Annotated in this window: 16 protein-coding genes; 11 read left to right on the top strand and 5 right to left on the bottom strand. The window is 43.2% G+C overall.

Annotated elements, in window-relative coordinates; genetic code table 11:
- Positions 1–14: 14 nt before the first annotated feature.
- The 5 genes from V7L97_RS01175 to V7L97_RS01155 are packed head-to-tail and all read left to right on the top strand — an operon-like array spanning position 15 to position 4,040.
- Complete coding sequence (locus tag V7L97_RS01175) at positions 15–584, top strand: HAD-IC family P-type ATPase (RefSeq protein WP_442891714.1); 570 nt, start codon at positions 15–17, stop codon at positions 582–584.
- 10 nt (positions 585–594) lie between these two features.
- Positions 595–807, top strand: coding sequence for a cbb3-type cytochrome oxidase assembly protein CcoS (gene ccoS / locus V7L97_RS01170; protein ID WP_333652519.1), 213 nt, complete (start codon positions 595–597; stop codon positions 805–807).
- Entirely contained in the window at positions 777–2,087 is a 1,311-nt protein-coding gene (locus V7L97_RS01165; protein WP_333652516.1) for a cytochrome ubiquinol oxidase subunit I, read from the top strand. The genes ccoS and V7L97_RS01165 overlap by 31 nt, the downstream gene beginning before the upstream one ends.
- Positions 2,088–2,139: 52 nt before the next feature.
- Entirely contained in the window at positions 2,140–3,351 is a 1,212-nt protein-coding gene (locus tag V7L97_RS01160; RefSeq protein WP_333652515.1) for a hypothetical protein, read from the top strand.
- A 14-nt stretch (positions 3,352–3,365) separates the two neighbouring features.
- Positions 3,366–4,040: a YqgE/AlgH family protein gene (locus V7L97_RS01155; RefSeq protein ID WP_333652512.1), complete on the top strand. Its 675-nt coding sequence runs from the start codon at positions 3,366–3,368 to the stop codon at positions 4,038–4,040.
- 43 nt (positions 4,041–4,083) lie between these two features.
- On the opposite strand, the gene V7L97_RS01150 is transcribed toward V7L97_RS01155, so the two are convergent.
- The 5 genes from V7L97_RS01150 to hpt all read right to left on the bottom strand — a co-directional run bounded on the left by V7L97_RS01150 (position 4,084) and on the right by hpt (position 8,025).
- Positions 4,084–4,332 carry a hypothetical protein gene (locus V7L97_RS01150; RefSeq protein WP_333652510.1) on the bottom strand — a complete coding sequence of 83 codons (249 nt, stop codon included), beginning with the start codon at positions 4,330–4,332 and terminating at the stop codon, positions 4,084–4,086.
- A gap of 253 nt (positions 4,333–4,585) precedes the next feature.
- Entirely contained in the window at positions 4,586–5,743 is a 1,158-nt protein-coding gene (locus V7L97_RS01145) for an acyl-CoA dehydrogenase family protein (RefSeq protein ID WP_333652507.1), read from the bottom strand.
- 18 nt (positions 5,744–5,761) lie between these two features.
- Entirely contained in the window at positions 5,762–7,117 is a 1,356-nt protein-coding gene (locus tag V7L97_RS01140) for a TldD/PmbA family protein (RefSeq protein WP_333652505.1), read from the bottom strand.
- On the bottom strand, positions 7,114–7,494 hold the full coding sequence (gene queD / locus V7L97_RS01135) for a 6-carboxytetrahydropterin synthase QueD (protein WP_333652503.1): 381 nt from the start codon (positions 7,492–7,494) through the stop codon (positions 7,114–7,116). The genes V7L97_RS01140 and queD overlap by 4 nt, the downstream gene beginning before the upstream one ends.
- Before the next feature lie 9 nt (positions 7,495–7,503).
- A complete protein-coding gene (gene hpt / locus V7L97_RS01130; RefSeq protein WP_333652501.1) occupies positions 7,504–8,025 on the bottom strand; it encodes a hypoxanthine phosphoribosyltransferase in 522 nt (173 codons plus the stop codon).
- Between the two features lie 164 nt (positions 8,026–8,189).
- On the opposite strand from hpt, the gene V7L97_RS01125 reads away from it, so the two are divergent.
- The 6 genes from V7L97_RS01125 to V7L97_RS01100 all read left to right on the top strand — a co-directional run bounded on the left by V7L97_RS01125 (position 8,190) and on the right by V7L97_RS01100 (position 13,866).
- The gene (locus V7L97_RS01125) at positions 8,190–10,979 is read left to right on the top strand and encodes a PD-(D/E)XK nuclease family protein (protein WP_333652498.1); all 2,790 of its coding nucleotides are present in this window, start codon (positions 8,190–8,192) and stop codon (positions 10,977–10,979) included.
- 15 nt (positions 10,980–10,994) lie between these two features.
- Entirely contained in the window at positions 10,995–11,870 is an 876-nt protein-coding gene (locus V7L97_RS01120) for a patatin-like phospholipase family protein (RefSeq protein ID WP_333652495.1), read from the top strand.
- A gap of 51 nt (positions 11,871–11,921) precedes the next feature.
- Entirely contained in the window at positions 11,922–12,188 is a 267-nt protein-coding gene (locus V7L97_RS01115) for a CopG family transcriptional regulator (RefSeq protein ID WP_333652492.1), read from the top strand.
- Complete coding sequence (locus V7L97_RS01110; RefSeq protein ID WP_333652489.1) at positions 12,185–12,610, top strand: type II toxin-antitoxin system VapC family toxin; 426 nt, start codon at positions 12,185–12,187, stop codon at positions 12,608–12,610. Before V7L97_RS01115 ends, V7L97_RS01110 begins: the two co-directional genes overlap by 4 nt.
- Before the next feature lie 7 nt (positions 12,611–12,617).
- Positions 12,618–13,265 (top strand): hypothetical protein, encoded by a 648-nt coding sequence (locus V7L97_RS01105; RefSeq protein ID WP_333652486.1) that lies wholly within the window; start codon positions 12,618–12,620, stop codon positions 13,263–13,265.
- Positions 13,266–13,395: 130 nt separating this feature from the next.
- Positions 13,396–13,866, top strand: a complete 471-nt coding sequence (locus tag V7L97_RS01100) for a four helix bundle protein (RefSeq protein ID WP_333652483.1) — start codon at positions 13,396–13,398, stop codon at positions 13,864–13,866.
- Positions 13,867–13,909: the final 43 nt, after the last annotated feature.

The following is a 13,909-nucleotide window of genomic DNA, read 5'->3' as shown; positions in this document are numbered from 1 at the left end:
GATGGGACAAAAGGGTGAGAGCGCTCTTTGTGATCTCAGATGTCATAAGGGATGAGGCCATAGAAGTAGTGGATGAACTCAGGAAGGCAAATACAACAGTATCCATTGTAAGCGGCGACAACAGGATTACCACCGGCTCTATTGCATCAATGGTTGGTGTTGACCGTGCAATATCAGAGGCGTCTCCGGTTGCAAAGAAAGAGCTGGTGACCGATATGCAGAGCAAGGGGCATAATATACTGATGGTGGGAGACGGCATCAATGATGCACCTGCATTAACAGAGGCGATGGTCGGCATTGCCATGGGCAGGGGAACAGATATAGCAATGGAGAGCGCGGATGCAGTGCTGGTAAGAAATGATTTGAAACTTATTCTCTATTTTATGAACCTGTCGAAAAAGACATTTTCCATTATAAAGCAGAATATATTCTGGGCATTCTTCTATAACATCATTGCAATCCCCCTTGCAGTCTCGGGCGTTTTGCATCCCATCATCGCTGCAGGCGCCATGGCGGCAAGCTCCCTCTTTGTTGTGGGGAATTCACTGAGAATAAGGAACAGGAATAAGGCATTGGAGGTATAAAAATAGACTTATGTGGACGCTCTCTTTTCTTGTATTTCTATCCATAACACTTGGCATAGGCGCATGGCTTCTCTTCATGTGGTCGGTGAAAAAGGGCCAGTACGAAGATGCAGAGGATATGAAGTACAGAATGCTGGAAGATGACGATATACAGCGCAAAAAAGGGGCCATAAAACATGATAGGGGATTAACATGTATCCAATATGGGAAGTGCCGAATTTAAGCGCCGGCATTATACTGGGGATTATCGCAACCTTCCATATCCTGCCCTCCCATCTCTCTGTTAGTGCCATGTGGTTCAATCTCTATGTCGAGACAAAGGCATACAGGGAAAACAGGCCCGAATATCTCGAATTCATTAAAAAATACACTCTGCTCTTGCTCGTGTTTGCCTATGTCCTCGGTTCCTTGAGCGGCGTCGGAATCTGGTATTCCGCCACAGTAGCAAATCCAAGGGGCCTATCAGGTTTGATACACAACTATGTATGGGGATGGGCGGCGGAATGGGTCTTTTTCATTGTCGAGGTGGTAGGGATATTTGTCTATTATTACACTCTGAACAAGGTGGATATAAAGACCCATCTGAAAATAGGATGGATATTTGCAATTGCATCGTGGATAACAATGATTATCATTACAGGAATCCTTTCTTTCATGCTTTCCCCTGGCAAATGGCCGCAGACAGGTAATTTCTTCGATGGCTTTTTTAACCAGACATACTGGTCCCAGCTTTTTGTAAGGACGACTGTAATGTTCGGCATCGGGGCCGGTTATGCCATAGCTGTTTCAGCGAGGCTCAAGAATGACGATGTGAGGAAATTGGTTGTGAAAACAGCATCCAGATGGGGCATTGCTGGTTTAGTCCTCGGCGCTTTAGCAGTGCAGTGGTATCTCAAGGCCCTTCCTGAAAACGCACATGGATTGCTCGGTTCCATTGTTCCAAAAGGACTCAAGACAGGGATGGTGGTTTCTTTTAGTGCAATGATATTGTACTTTGTATACGCCCATATAAAACCCCTTACCATCAGGATTGTTCCTGCAGTTTTGGCGATAGCCGTTCTTTTTGTCGGGATATGGTCTGCCGAGAGGATGAGGGAGATTATCAGAAAACCGTATGTTATATCCCATTATATGTATTCAAACCAGATAATCGGAAGCGATGTCCGATCAAAGGGCGTGAAAGCAGAGGCGGATTTGATTAATGAAAGAGGGATTCTTAAGATTGCGCCGTTTGTACCGTCTGGTTTGAGGGACATAAATGAAGGGAATAAACTTCAGGCAGGGAAGATGATAGCAATTATTGAGTGCTCGTCATGCCATGTGCTCGATGAAAATGGATTGAGATCCCTGCCCAAGATGATGAAAGGGCTCGGTTTTAAAGATGCGGAGGTTGTAGAGGGCTTTCTGGATGCCCTCGGCGGATACCTCCACATGCCGCCATTTTATGGGACAGCGGCTGAAAAGAAGGCGCTTGCAGCCTATCTTGTTTCGCTGAATAAATAATTCAATAGGTAAGAAGCATGGCTGACTTGAGCGGATTGGAGGAGGTTTAAGCATGGATGTAGGGACAATGATAAATACTTTGCAGGACCCGATGGGCATTCCCTTTTATCCCATTTTATTTCAGGTGCTCATGGTAATTACTTTTGCCCTGCACATCATGTTTGTAAATTTTGCTATTGGTACGATTTCCCTCTCTGTGTACGCATATCTAAAAGGCGGGGAGTATTGGAGACAACTGTCCAAATCCATGGCAAGGGCAGCCACATCGAGTATTTCAATGGCAATTCTTTTAGGTGTGGCGCCTCTACTATTTGTTCAGGTGATATATGACCCTTTCTGGTATGTATCCAATACCCTCTCTGCTGCATGGGTGATCGGATTTATCCTGATATTGATGACTGCATACAGCCTTACCTATGTCTTTTATCTCAAGAGGGATTCTAAGAGTAATAGCTTTGCTATATTCGGAATCATTGCCTTTGCCTTTTTCATATTTGCCGGGGTTATTATGCATGCCCTCGGTTATCAGCTCCTGCAGCCGGAGAAATGGCTTGATTGGTATGTAAGAGGGAATACAGCGGATACATCTGGCGTGTCCCTGCACGCCTTCCAGCTTTCGAGATTTCTCCATTTCATAGTCCCGTCTTTTGCCATGGCAGGCATACTCCTCATGTTATATGCATGGTATTTTAAAGACAGGAATGATAAGGACAAGGAATATCTGCAGTGGGCCGGAAAGATGGGCGCAAATATGGCCTTTGTCTTTACTGCAATACAGGCTGCTGTAGGCTTCTGGTGGCTTCTCAGTTTGCCGTCTGAGTTCAGGTTTTTCTTAGATCCATTCTTTCTGATTGGCGCAGGGCTTGGGATTGTATTATTGGTTTACCTGTATTCTGCAAGAAAAGACCCTGTGAGATATGCAGTGCCGGGTATTCTTCTTGCATTTCTGACTATATTGGGGATGTCATATACAAGGGAATCTTTGAGGATGAAGTATCTCGGCCGCTTCGATTATTCCATCTTCAATTATAAGCTGAACCTGGACTATGGAAGCACACTCCTCTTTTTATCCACATTTGTGGTCGGTTTGGTAATAGCAGGCTATCTCCTTTCTGTTGCATATAAATCAGGCAAAACTGCAGGAGAATATGTTCCTACGCCATCAATGAACAGGTGGGGAAAGGTAAGTATAGCACTGCTTTTGATATGGATAGCAATAGTGGCCGGACTCGGCATTGCAATTTCGGTAAAAAATTATTTATAAATTAAATACAATTAATGCATGCAAAAGAAAAAATCTTTGAAAGGCTCCTGCCTGCTGTCATTGCAGCCTTTTTTATACTGCTGTCCACTCCTATCCATGGTAAATATGTAGCCTTATCGCCACACGGACTCCCTGATGCACCGTCAGGACATTATAAATTTGATTTTGAGCTTGCAAAAGGCAAGTTTTTGGTAGCCGGTACAAACATGAAAGACCCTCGTTTTTCCGAAACTATTATCTTTCTGGTTGATTATGGCCCGCAAGGCACCATGGGTTTGATTGTCAACAGGCCTACAGATATAAGGCTCTCTAAGATGTTCCCCGATATTAACATGCTAAAAGAGATTCCCGACTTTATTTATATTGGCGGGCCGGTGGAAAGAAACCGGTTGTTCATGCTCATTCAGACATCCGGCAAGCCTGAAGATGCCCATCCGGTATTCGATAATATCTATATAAGCACAAGCAGCGCCTTGCTCGAACGTGCTGTCAATGACCCTGATGCAGGAGAGAGATTCCGCATATACTCCGGTTATGCAGGCTGGGCACCCGGCCAGCTTGAGCATGAAATAACAAGGGGCGATTGGCATATCATGAATGGCGATGCGGAGATTATTTTTGATAATGCCCCATTGGAGCTATGGCAGAAGATTATGAATACGGGAATGAATCTGCAGGTGAGGGTGTAGTTTCTTCTCAATTTAGTAAGGCATAGCTATTTGTCGATATAGATTATTTCTTGTCCCATGAAGTGCAATGTTGTGCCGTCGCTAATTCCAATTTTTCTTTTGTGATATGAGGCAACCGTACGGGAGCAAAGAAATTTTCTGGATACAAATAATCTTCGCCTGATTCATCGATGACTCTTATCTGGTGATGCTTTTCAGCTACCTTATCGGTCAATACTTCGTACAGTTTTCTTGTTTCCAGAGACGATTCATAACCGCGATTATCAACGCATATCATAAAATGTTTTTTCATAACTGTCTCCTCTTTTATAATTTTTTTTCATAGGCATAACATTTAATATACCAAGTTTGTATTTTTTCTCTTCATGACCAAAATATTAGCATATGCTGAGACGTTTGAGAAGAAAAAGTTTGAAAAGCAGAGAAAAAAATATTTCATGCTTCTGGTATTTGCTGGTAATATGGCCTAAAAGGCAGGTTGGTATGATGATGTTTCTTTGCAGGTGTAACTGATAAGCTGTGCTTATCAGTTACACGCATAAAATTTACTTCTTTCTTGCTGCTTCTTTGATTATTTCCTGTCCGATGATGTTTCTCTGTATCTGGTTTGTGCCCTCGTAAATCTGGAGTATCTTTGCGTCCCTCATCATCTTCTCAACCGGATATTCCTTCATGTATCCCGAACCGCCCATGACCTGAACAGCATTTGTAGTCACTTTCATGCCCACATCTGTGCCGAATGTCTTTGCCATTGCAGAGGGCTTTGATATGTCCTTTGCGCCGCTGTCCACGTACCTTGCGACAGAATAGATGAGAGACCGCGCAGCCTCTATCTCGATAGCCATATCTGCAAGCATGTGCTGTACTGCCTGAAAACTTATAATCGGATGGCCGAACTGGTGCCTCTGCCGTGCAAATTTTACAGCCTCTTCAAATGCGCCCTGAGCAACTCCAAGTCCTTGTGCACCAACGCCTATCCTTGAAGAGTCGAGGGTCTTCATTGCAACGATAAATCCCATGCCTTCCCTTCCGAGAATGTTTTCTTTTGGAATCCGGCAGTTATCGAATATCAATTCCCTTGTGGATGATGCCCTTATGCCCATCTTGTTCTCTTTCTTCCCGAATGTGAAGCCGGGTGTTCCTTTTTCAACAACGAATGCAGATGCGCCCCTCGGCCCCTTTGATTTATCTGTTATGGCGATGATGGTGTATATCTCAGCCTCTCCGCCATTTGTAATCCATTGCTTTGTGCCGTTTAAGACATACTCGTTCCCTTCGAGTTTTGCGGTCGTCTGTATCCCTCCAACATCGCTTCCGGCGTTTGCCTCTGTAAGGCCGAAGGCAACCAGCCTTTTGCCTGCTGCGATGTCAGGCAGATATTTCTTCTTCTGCTCATCGGTGCCGAAAAGCAGTATTGGATAGGTGCCGAGGGCATTTGCAGCATATGTTGTGGATACGCCTACACATGCCCTTGAAAGCTCTTCAACGACCAAACAGAGTTCAAGGCATCCCTTGCCGAGTCCTCCGTACTCCTCGGGTATAAAAAGCCCTATCATGTCTGACTGGGCAAGTGTCTTTATTATTTCCCACGGATATTCATTTTTTTCATCGAGCTCGGCCCTGACAGGCACGACCTTTTCCTCTGCGATCTGACGTGCAAGGTCTCGTATCATCTGCTGCTCTTCAGTTAAGAAATAATCCATAAAAACCCTCCCATTTATTTATCCGCTAATGTCGATTTCTTCTATCAAGAGGCTTGAAGCGCCTATATTACCATAAAATCGCAGATCATCGCCAACCATGACCACCTTTTTAAACAGGTCGAGGATATTGCCTGAAATCACCGCCTCTTTTACAGGATGCTTTATCTCTCCATTTTCTATCCATAATCCTGATGCACCCACAGAGAATTCCCCTGAAATGGGGTTTGCAGTGTGCATGCCCATTGTTTCGATAACATAGAGGCCTCTGTTAATATTTTTTACGAGATTTTCGAATCTTTTTGTATATTCCGCTGATGTTGGTTCTATATAGAGATTTGTGGGGCCTACCGTAGGAAGGCCTGTGAAGCCGCCTCGAACAGCATTTCCTGTGGATGCAATGCCATCTTTCTTTGCTGTGTAAGTGTCATATAAATATCCATTTAAAATCCCTTTTCCGATTAATATCTTGTGAGATGTGGGGACGCCTTCGTCATCAACCGGTTTGCTGCCGAGTTTTTTATCGAGCAATCCGCTGTCTATGATATTGAGCCTGTTGCTCATTACCACATCACCCTTTTTGCCTGCAAGCATTGACTTCTTTTTCTGTACCGATTCGGATGAAAGGGCTGACGAAAGTATGCCCAAGAACTCTGTGGAGACCGAGTTGTCCAGAAGGACAAAGCCCTTAATAGAGTTTATCTTCCGTGCCCCGAGGAGCTGTGCTGCCCTGCGTGCCGCAGTCCTGCCAACTTCCTCGAAGGATACATCCTTTAAAAACCTGCTTCCCTGATAATCCCATCCAAGCTGGCTTTCGCTGCCTTCCTCTGCGATTGCTATTAATTGAGCCGAACATCCTGTGGATTGATAATGCGCATTTATGCCGTGAGAGTTTACGATATAGGTATTGTTTGTGCTGAAGATCCCTGACGCCTTCCTGATTTTCTTTATACGATTGTCTTCATTAAATGCAGAACTCTCGATAAGAAGTGTGCGATTTATTGCCTCATCTTCTGCCCCACTTTCTAATAGTAAGGCTATATCATTGTCAAAAATTAAAGGCTGGCTAATTGCTGAAGGCTGAAGGGCTGAAGGCAATTCAAGATAATCGTCAGGCTCGGAATACTTTGATGCCTCTACCGCATTTTCTGCAACAGTATCCATTTCATCCGGGTTTGTGGAATACGAAAACCCGAGGCGGTTATCCTTTATGACCCTGATGCAATAGCCCATGGTCATCGATGACTCAAGGGTATCTATCTTCTGCTCCTTGACCTCAATGCTGAGGCTCTTTGATGTCTTTACATAGACCTCTGCTCTATCAGCGCCCTTATCAATCGCAATATTCACAAGTCTTGCTGCAAATGCTGTATTCATCCCCATTCCTCATAATACGTTGCAGATGCGGTTTCCGACTCCCATACCGTTACAGCAGAGACTTTTATGTTTTCGTATGATGCCAGTCCCTTTTTGAGGGAATCGAATATCCATCTGGCAATGTTTTCTGATGATGGATTTTTCTCTGTAAAAGGGAATATATCATTAAGGAATTTGTGATCAAGCTGGGCAACGATTTCATTGGTTGTTTTCTTAAGGTCGTGGAAATCGATGGCAATATCTATTTCATTTAATTTGTCAGCGGTCACATATGCCTGTACCTTCCAGTTATGGCCGTGCAGGTTTTCGCATTTGCCCTTATAGCCCCTTAATTGATGGGCTGAAGCAAAAGATGTCTCTATCATTAATTTGTACATGGGAACCTTTTACCTTTCTTTCTTGAATATCGCTATATAAGGAAGATTCCTGTATTTATTGTCATAATCGAGGCCGTAGCCCACTACGAACTGGTTAGGAATCTCAAATCCTGTATAATCGACAGGAACATCTACCGAGCGGCGCTCCTTTTTGTCCAGGAGTATGCATATCTTAAGGCTTGCAGGGCCTTTTGAGAGTATCCTCTCTCTTATATAATTGAGTGATACGCCTGTATCGATGATGTCGTCTATCAGGAGAACGTGCTTTCCTGCAATGTCTTCCTTTATGTCGTAATGTATCTTCACTTCTCCTGTGGATGTGCTTTTTAAATAGCTCGATGCTACAATGAAATCCAGCGTAACCGGAATCTTGAGTGCCCGTACGATGTCTGCAAAAAACATGAATGAGCCTTTTAAGATGCCCACTGCAAGGATCTCTTTACCGATGTAGTCACGGGATATCCTGTCTGCCAGTTCAGTAACCTTTTCGTGGATCTGCTCGGTCGTCAAAAACGGCTTTCCTATGATCATGGCTCCCTCCGAATAAGTAGTTAACCCCATAATTATAACCCAAGTTGAGTGATTCTTGCTCTGAAATATGCGAGCAGGTGCGGCGAAAAGAGGGGTCTTTGAGCCGTGCCTGCTCGCATAAAATCGCTTAAATCAGGTAAAATATATTGTGAGGTTGCACACCTATGGTAAAAATCTTCTATACACCGAATGGATACAGAAATACCGCTGAATTCCTGTTTAAAGATGCATTAAAATATATCCACGGTACTGATTATTCAAAAATACTTTATTTATCGCCTACCTCGGTAAAAGTCCATGAGGCTCAAAGAATATTCCACAGAGCTATAAAAGAAGATTTAGGGGGCTCGTGGGGGAACGAAGTTCCCCCATGTTCTTGCTACATCCCTCCGGAAATGGCCACCATAATGCAGTACTGCAAAAAAATCTATTCCGTCTATGGCGACAGGAGAATACTGCATGAGTCATTAATTCCGGTTATCCTCTCAAGGCTCTGCGGCAGAGGGCTCGGCTTTTCATCAATGATTGCCGACTTTATAAGCGACATCAAACATCTCTATCCCGATTGCGATATGGATGCCATAAAGCATAGCTTCACGGATGTATTTCGTGATCTAAACATACCTGAAGCCGTTGCAGAGACCATAAATGAAGGACTCGAGACATATAAGGATTATCAATCTTTTATAACGGGAAGCGGGCTTATAGATGAAGACGATGTCATGAAAGATAGCGGTCAGTGGTTAGCGATCAGTGGTCAGAAAGACTCATCGCTCGTCACTCATCACTCGTTACTGATTTTAGACGGATTTTACGATCCAACTCTCTTGGAAAAGAATGTACTGAAGGAGCTTATTCAATCCTCGGAACAGACCCTTGTTGCGATACCGTACAGTAATCAGTTCAGAGGGCTGGTGGAAGGGTATGTAAATTTTTTAAAAGATAATTTCGAAATTGAAGAAACATTTGTTACCGATTCACCCATTCACCCATCCACCCATTCCTTTGCTTACTATGCCTATCCGTGTATGGAAGAAGAGGTGGAAGGTATAGCAAGGAATATAAAATCATTATATGTGTCGGGCAAGCTCAGGGATTTAAGAGAGGTAATCGTTACATTCCCTGACCTGAGCAAATATGCCCTCATGGTTGAGAGGGTCTTCCATCGCTATGGCATTCCCTATGATATCTCTAAGAACAAAACACTTGGACGGATGAGGCCATTCCTTGACCTCCTGTCCCTTTTAAGGTCAGTGGCAGATGGCTATCCGAGGCTGAAGTTTTCCCAATTCCTGTCATCCGCATATTTCACCAAGATTCCCGAAGGGATCAAGAAATGGGTAGCGACCTTTTCCCTCAAGTCAGGGATTGTTTCAGGAAAGGAATCGTGGCTCAACTTTATAGAGGGAGGCTCTGAAAATGTTGATATGAGCCTTATGAAAGAAAAGGACACGATAGAAAAGGATATGGCATGGATTTTCGACAAGCTCCAGCCCCTTGAAGATGTCAGGAAAGGAGCGGGCATCGAGACCTATGTTTATTTGATTCGGGATATTTTGAATGAATTTGGTTTTCTGGCATCGACCCTCGATTCGGAAACGAGGGATCTGCGCAGGACAACCAAGGAATTAATAGAACAGATGTCTTTTTTGAGCGCATTACATCCTCATCCGATTACCCTGAATGAATTCATAGATGTGTTCAACCATCTCCTTAATTCGACGCATATGGAAACAGAAGGCACAGGCGTGAGGGTAATGGATTTTTCTGAAATGCCTGGCATGTCGCCGGAGTATATCTTTTTTGGAGGGTTGACCGATGGAGATATGCCACGGAGGATGGGTCTGGACTATCTGCTGCCTGACAGCGTTAAAAGAAGGCTCGGATTTTTGCATCTCGACAAGTACATAGAGACACAGCGTTTTTCTTTTCACAATGTCATAAAATCGTGCAGGAACCTGCATCTTTCCTATCCGTTGATGGAAGGCGACGATCTGTTCCTTCCTTCATCGTTTTTATATTTTGGCGAGGAGGCAAAAGAGAGGATCCCCGGCATCTTTTCCAAAGAGGAATACCTTATAAGGCAAGGCTACAAGCCGTTTTCTAACTATATTTCTGAAGTAGGGGCGATTCCATCTTCCCTGAGTGCCTCATCCTTTTTGCGCGTCACAGATATAGATGCATACAGGATGTGTCCGAGAAAATTTTTCATAGAGAGGATATTGAACCTTGAGCCCATGAGTGTCAAGGAATACGAGCTTGAGGCAGCCACAATTGGTAGCATAATACACAAGATAATGGAGAAGATTGTAAAAGAGCCCTTCGACAATCTTGAAGATCTCAAGAAAAGGGCAGAGGCAGCAATAGAGGTATCCGTGAAGGACAGGAGGATCGATGCGTACTGGAAGAGGATAATAAAGGATACATTCATGGAGATACTTCCTGATATCTACGAAAAAGAGCTTGAGATAAGAAAGGACGGTTATATATCCACAGAGGTTGAAAAGACGATCACGGGCGAACCGATAAAGGGGATAAGATTGAAGGGCAAGGTGGACAGGTTCGACAGGATCGATAATGCAGTGCAGATAATAGATTATAAAACAGGAACGCCGGGCCTTAACTGCAAACAGGTATTGGAGGGGAACGAGAATCTCCAGTTGTTCCTCTATGCCGCCATGATGAAGAATCAGGGGTATGCAGTTAGCAGGGTGGGGATATATTCCCTGAAGGATATCGATATTAAATGGTGTCCGCCGAAGAAAGGTAGAGGTAGAGGTAAAGGCAAAGAAAATGAGGAACAGGGTATTGACGATTACATAATTGCATCTCTGAAGTTTCTTGAGGAAGCGGTAAAGGACATGAGGAAAGGAGATTTCAAGGCAAGGCCTCTGAATGACTATATTTGCTGGAGCTGTCATGAGTATGCATTCTGTCCGTATATACAGCAGTAAGGAGGGAAATAGAGGATGAAAGTCAGATTTTTGATCTCGATTGTTTGCATTTTTATTCTTATATCATGTGCGCCTAAAGAAATAGTGCAGCCGCCTCTAAAACCTGCAAAAATAGCACTGGTTCTCGGTGCAGGCGCATCAAAGGGATTTGCACACATCGGCGTCCTGAAGGTTTTGGAATCCAATAAAATTCCCGTTCATATGATAGTGGGAACGAGTGCAGGCAGTTTTGTGGGAAGCCTGTATGCCTACGGCTACAATGCCTTTCAGCTTCAGAAAATGGCTATCGCCATAGAAAAGGGAGATATTGCAGATCTGTCGATACCGGACAACGGCTTTATTAAAGGGGAATTGCTCGAAGGTTACATTAACAAGGCAGTAAAAAATAGTTCCATGGAAAAATTGCGGATACCGTTTTATGCTGTTGCGACAAACATTCAGAACGGCCAGGAAGTTGTCTTCGGCACAGGGAATACAGGCAGGGCGGTCCGGGCAAGCTGTTCGATTCCCGGCATATTCAGACCCGTAAAGATTTCAGGACATATGTATGTGGACGGCGGTGTTGTAAGCCCTGTTGCAGTGGATGCTGCAAGGAAGATGGGTGCGGATGTAATTATCGCTGTTGACATTTCAGCAGATGTCGACAATACACAGCCCGAAAGCACCATAGAGACAATATTGCAGTCAATAAGCATCATGTATTCGAAGATTTCCAACGCACAGCTTTCAAAGGCCGATGTTGTGATAAAACCGAAGGTGGGCTACATAGGCTCTGCCGATTTCGACAAGAGGCATGAGGCTATTATTGAAGGCGAAAAGGCAGCACTGGAGGCATTGCCGAAAATAAACGCAATTATCGCAAAACTAAAACAGGAAGGAAGGCTGAAATAGACTAATTGACATACACATATGCTTTATATATGATATGTGCAGGAAGTGCATATGGCAAAAGTAAGGTTTCAGATGTTTATTGAGGAATCGCAGAAAGAGGCGTTGGAGCGACTTCAGCAGGATTCAGGCATGTCCGTAGCCGAACTGGTGAGGACAGCCATCAATAATTTTCTGTCGGAACGCAGAAAAAAGAAAGAGAGGCCCGCAGATGAAATAACAGAGAAACTTTTATCGGTAGCGGGCATCTGCAAAGGCGGGCCGCCGGACCTTGCGGATAATCACGACCATTATCTTTATGGCTTTCCCAAGAAAAAATGAAAAGGATTTTTTTCGATACATGGGGATGGGCTGTGATAGCTCATAAAGGCGACGACCATCATAACCGCGTTTTCTCTTTTTATAAATCATTTATCGTTAATAAGGGCATTCCTGTTACCACAGATTACGTCATTGCAGAGATTATAAATCTTTTAAGATCACGGATCGATTCCGAACAAACCGCTATCTTTATCGATGCAATTCTCGAAGCTGTTAATAAAGACAGGATAATCCTCGAAAGAATAGACGAGAAGCGATGGACAAAGGCATGGGATCTGAGCAAAAAGTATAACGACAACCCGCATATTTCGTTTTTTGACTTTTCCTCTTTTGTCGTGATGAAGGAGCTTCGCATCACGGATGTTCTGACTGCCGATAAGCATTTTGAAGATGTAGGAATGGGATTCAGGAAGTTGTTTTGAGGAAGGGATGAGAAAAAATGGGATTATGGAAAAGCCATCAAGTTTAGAAAAAATTTCAGACAATCTTATAGTTGAAGTAGGCATGACAGTATTGGCATCTTTTGCTGCAACGCCGCTTGCTCCGCTCCTTCCTGTTCTGACTAAATCCTTGGCTTATACCAGAAACAAGAAGAGAGTAGAAAAGGCTTTATTGGAAATCGAACAAAAACTGGTCGAACACGAAGAAAAACTTAAGAATCTTTCTGATGCTCAATATAAGATAATCAATGAAATAATACTGACAATTCTTCAGACGACGGAGGATGAAAAAATTGCATATCTACAAAAAGCTGTTTCAAACTGCATTGAAGAAGAAACAGTTCCGTTGGCTTTTGTATCGCAGATATCAAGAATTTTGAAGGACATATCGGTAGAGGAACTGAAGTTTTTAGTTAAATATCATAAGAAATCAAAAATTGTTTTTGATGAAAAATCATCAAAAGAAGATGAATTGAATATCGGAATATATTCGGATGAGGGTATTCTGATTTCCGGTTTAATAGCATTAGGCTTATTAGTGCCGGGCGCAACTACTTTTGATGAAGTTGGTCAATATCATTTTTCACCATTAGTTGAAAAGGTGCTAAAAGTTATTGGAGTAGGGTTAACAAATTAAAATTTAAAATTTGAAATTTGAGATTAAAAATTAAAGATTCGAGATTAAAGATTAGAAATTTAAGATTTCAAAAAAAATCAGAATTTGAGGTTTCAAATTTGAAATAAAATATGGAAAACAGAGGGACAATATGACCTACGAGCGTTTTGAAGACCTGCCTGTGTGGAAAGCGGCAATAGGGCTTGCTGAAAAGATATACGCGCTCACGGAGAGACAACCCTTTAGAAGAAAATACAGCCTCCGCGACCAGATAGAGAGAGCTGCGCTTTCAGTGTCAAACAATATCGCAGAGGGTTTTGAACGAGGAACTACACAGGAACTCCTGACTTTTCTTTATATTGCGAGAGGTTCTGCCGGAGAAGTCCGTTCAATGCTCTGTTTTATTGAAAGGCTTTCGTCTTTTAAAGATTTGAAATCTGAAATCTCAAATTTGAAATCGGAGGCCGAAGGCATCTCAAGGCAGCTTAGGGCATGGGCTGATTCACTTCAGAGCAGCGAGGTCAAAGGGCAAAGATATTTGAGCGAAAAGGAGCGCAAAATTACTCAACAGAAGAAGGATAGAGAAGAGTTTCTTGAGACGCTCAAGAATTATAAGAAATAATCTCAAATTTGAAATTTGAAATTTCAAATTAAAAAACAGCGAT

Origin of the sequence: Dissulfurispira sp. (genome assembly GCF_036745535.1) — a bacterium.
GTDB lineage: Bacteria > Nitrospirota > Thermodesulfovibrionia > Thermodesulfovibrionales > Dissulfurispiraceae > Dissulfurispira.
This window is presented reverse-complemented; position numbering and strand designations above follow the sequence as displayed.

Bases quoted from the DNA above. Each gene is read 5' to 3' on its own strand.
- ccoS (WP_333652519.1), top strand. From the start codon at position 595: ATGTGGACGCTCTCTTTTCTTGTATTTCTATCCATAACACTTGGCATA.
- V7L97_RS01165 (WP_333652516.1), top strand. From the start codon at position 777: ATGTATCCAATATGGGAAGTGCCGAATTTAAGCGCCGGCATTATACTG.
- V7L97_RS01160 (WP_333652515.1), top strand. From the start codon at position 2,140: ATGGATGTAGGGACAATGATAAATACTTTGCAGGACCCGATGGGCATT.
- V7L97_RS01155 (WP_333652512.1), top strand. From the start codon at position 3,366: ATGCATGCAAAAGAAAAAATCTTTGAAAGGCTCCTGCCTGCTGTCATT.
- V7L97_RS01150 (WP_333652510.1), bottom strand. From the start codon at position 4,332: ATGAAAAAACATTTTATGATATGCGTTGATAATCGCGGTTATGAATCG.
- V7L97_RS01145 (WP_333652507.1), bottom strand. From the start codon at position 5,743: ATGGATTATTTCTTAACTGAAGAGCAGCAGATGATACGAGACCTTGCA.
- V7L97_RS01140 (WP_333652505.1), bottom strand. From the start codon at position 7,117: ATGAATACAGCATTTGCAGCAAGACTTGTGAATATTGCGATTGATAAG.
- queD (WP_333652503.1), bottom strand. From the start codon at position 7,494: ATGTACAAATTAATGATAGAGACATCTTTTGCTTCAGCCCATCAATTA.
- hpt (WP_333652501.1), bottom strand. From the start codon at position 8,025: ATGATCATAGGAAAGCCGTTTTTGACGACCGAGCAGATCCACGAAAAG.
- V7L97_RS01125 (WP_333652498.1), top strand. From the start codon at position 8,190: ATGGTAAAAATCTTCTATACACCGAATGGATACAGAAATACCGCTGAA.
- V7L97_RS01120 (WP_333652495.1), top strand. From the start codon at position 10,995: ATGAAAGTCAGATTTTTGATCTCGATTGTTTGCATTTTTATTCTTATA.
- V7L97_RS01115 (WP_333652492.1), top strand. From the start codon at position 11,922: ATGGCAAAAGTAAGGTTTCAGATGTTTATTGAGGAATCGCAGAAAGAG.
- V7L97_RS01110 (WP_333652489.1), top strand. From the start codon at position 12,185: ATGAAAAGGATTTTTTTCGATACATGGGGATGGGCTGTGATAGCTCAT.
- V7L97_RS01105 (WP_333652486.1), top strand. From the start codon at position 12,618: ATGAGAAAAAATGGGATTATGGAAAAGCCATCAAGTTTAGAAAAAATT.
- V7L97_RS01100 (WP_333652483.1), top strand. From the start codon at position 13,396: ATGACCTACGAGCGTTTTGAAGACCTGCCTGTGTGGAAAGCGGCAATA.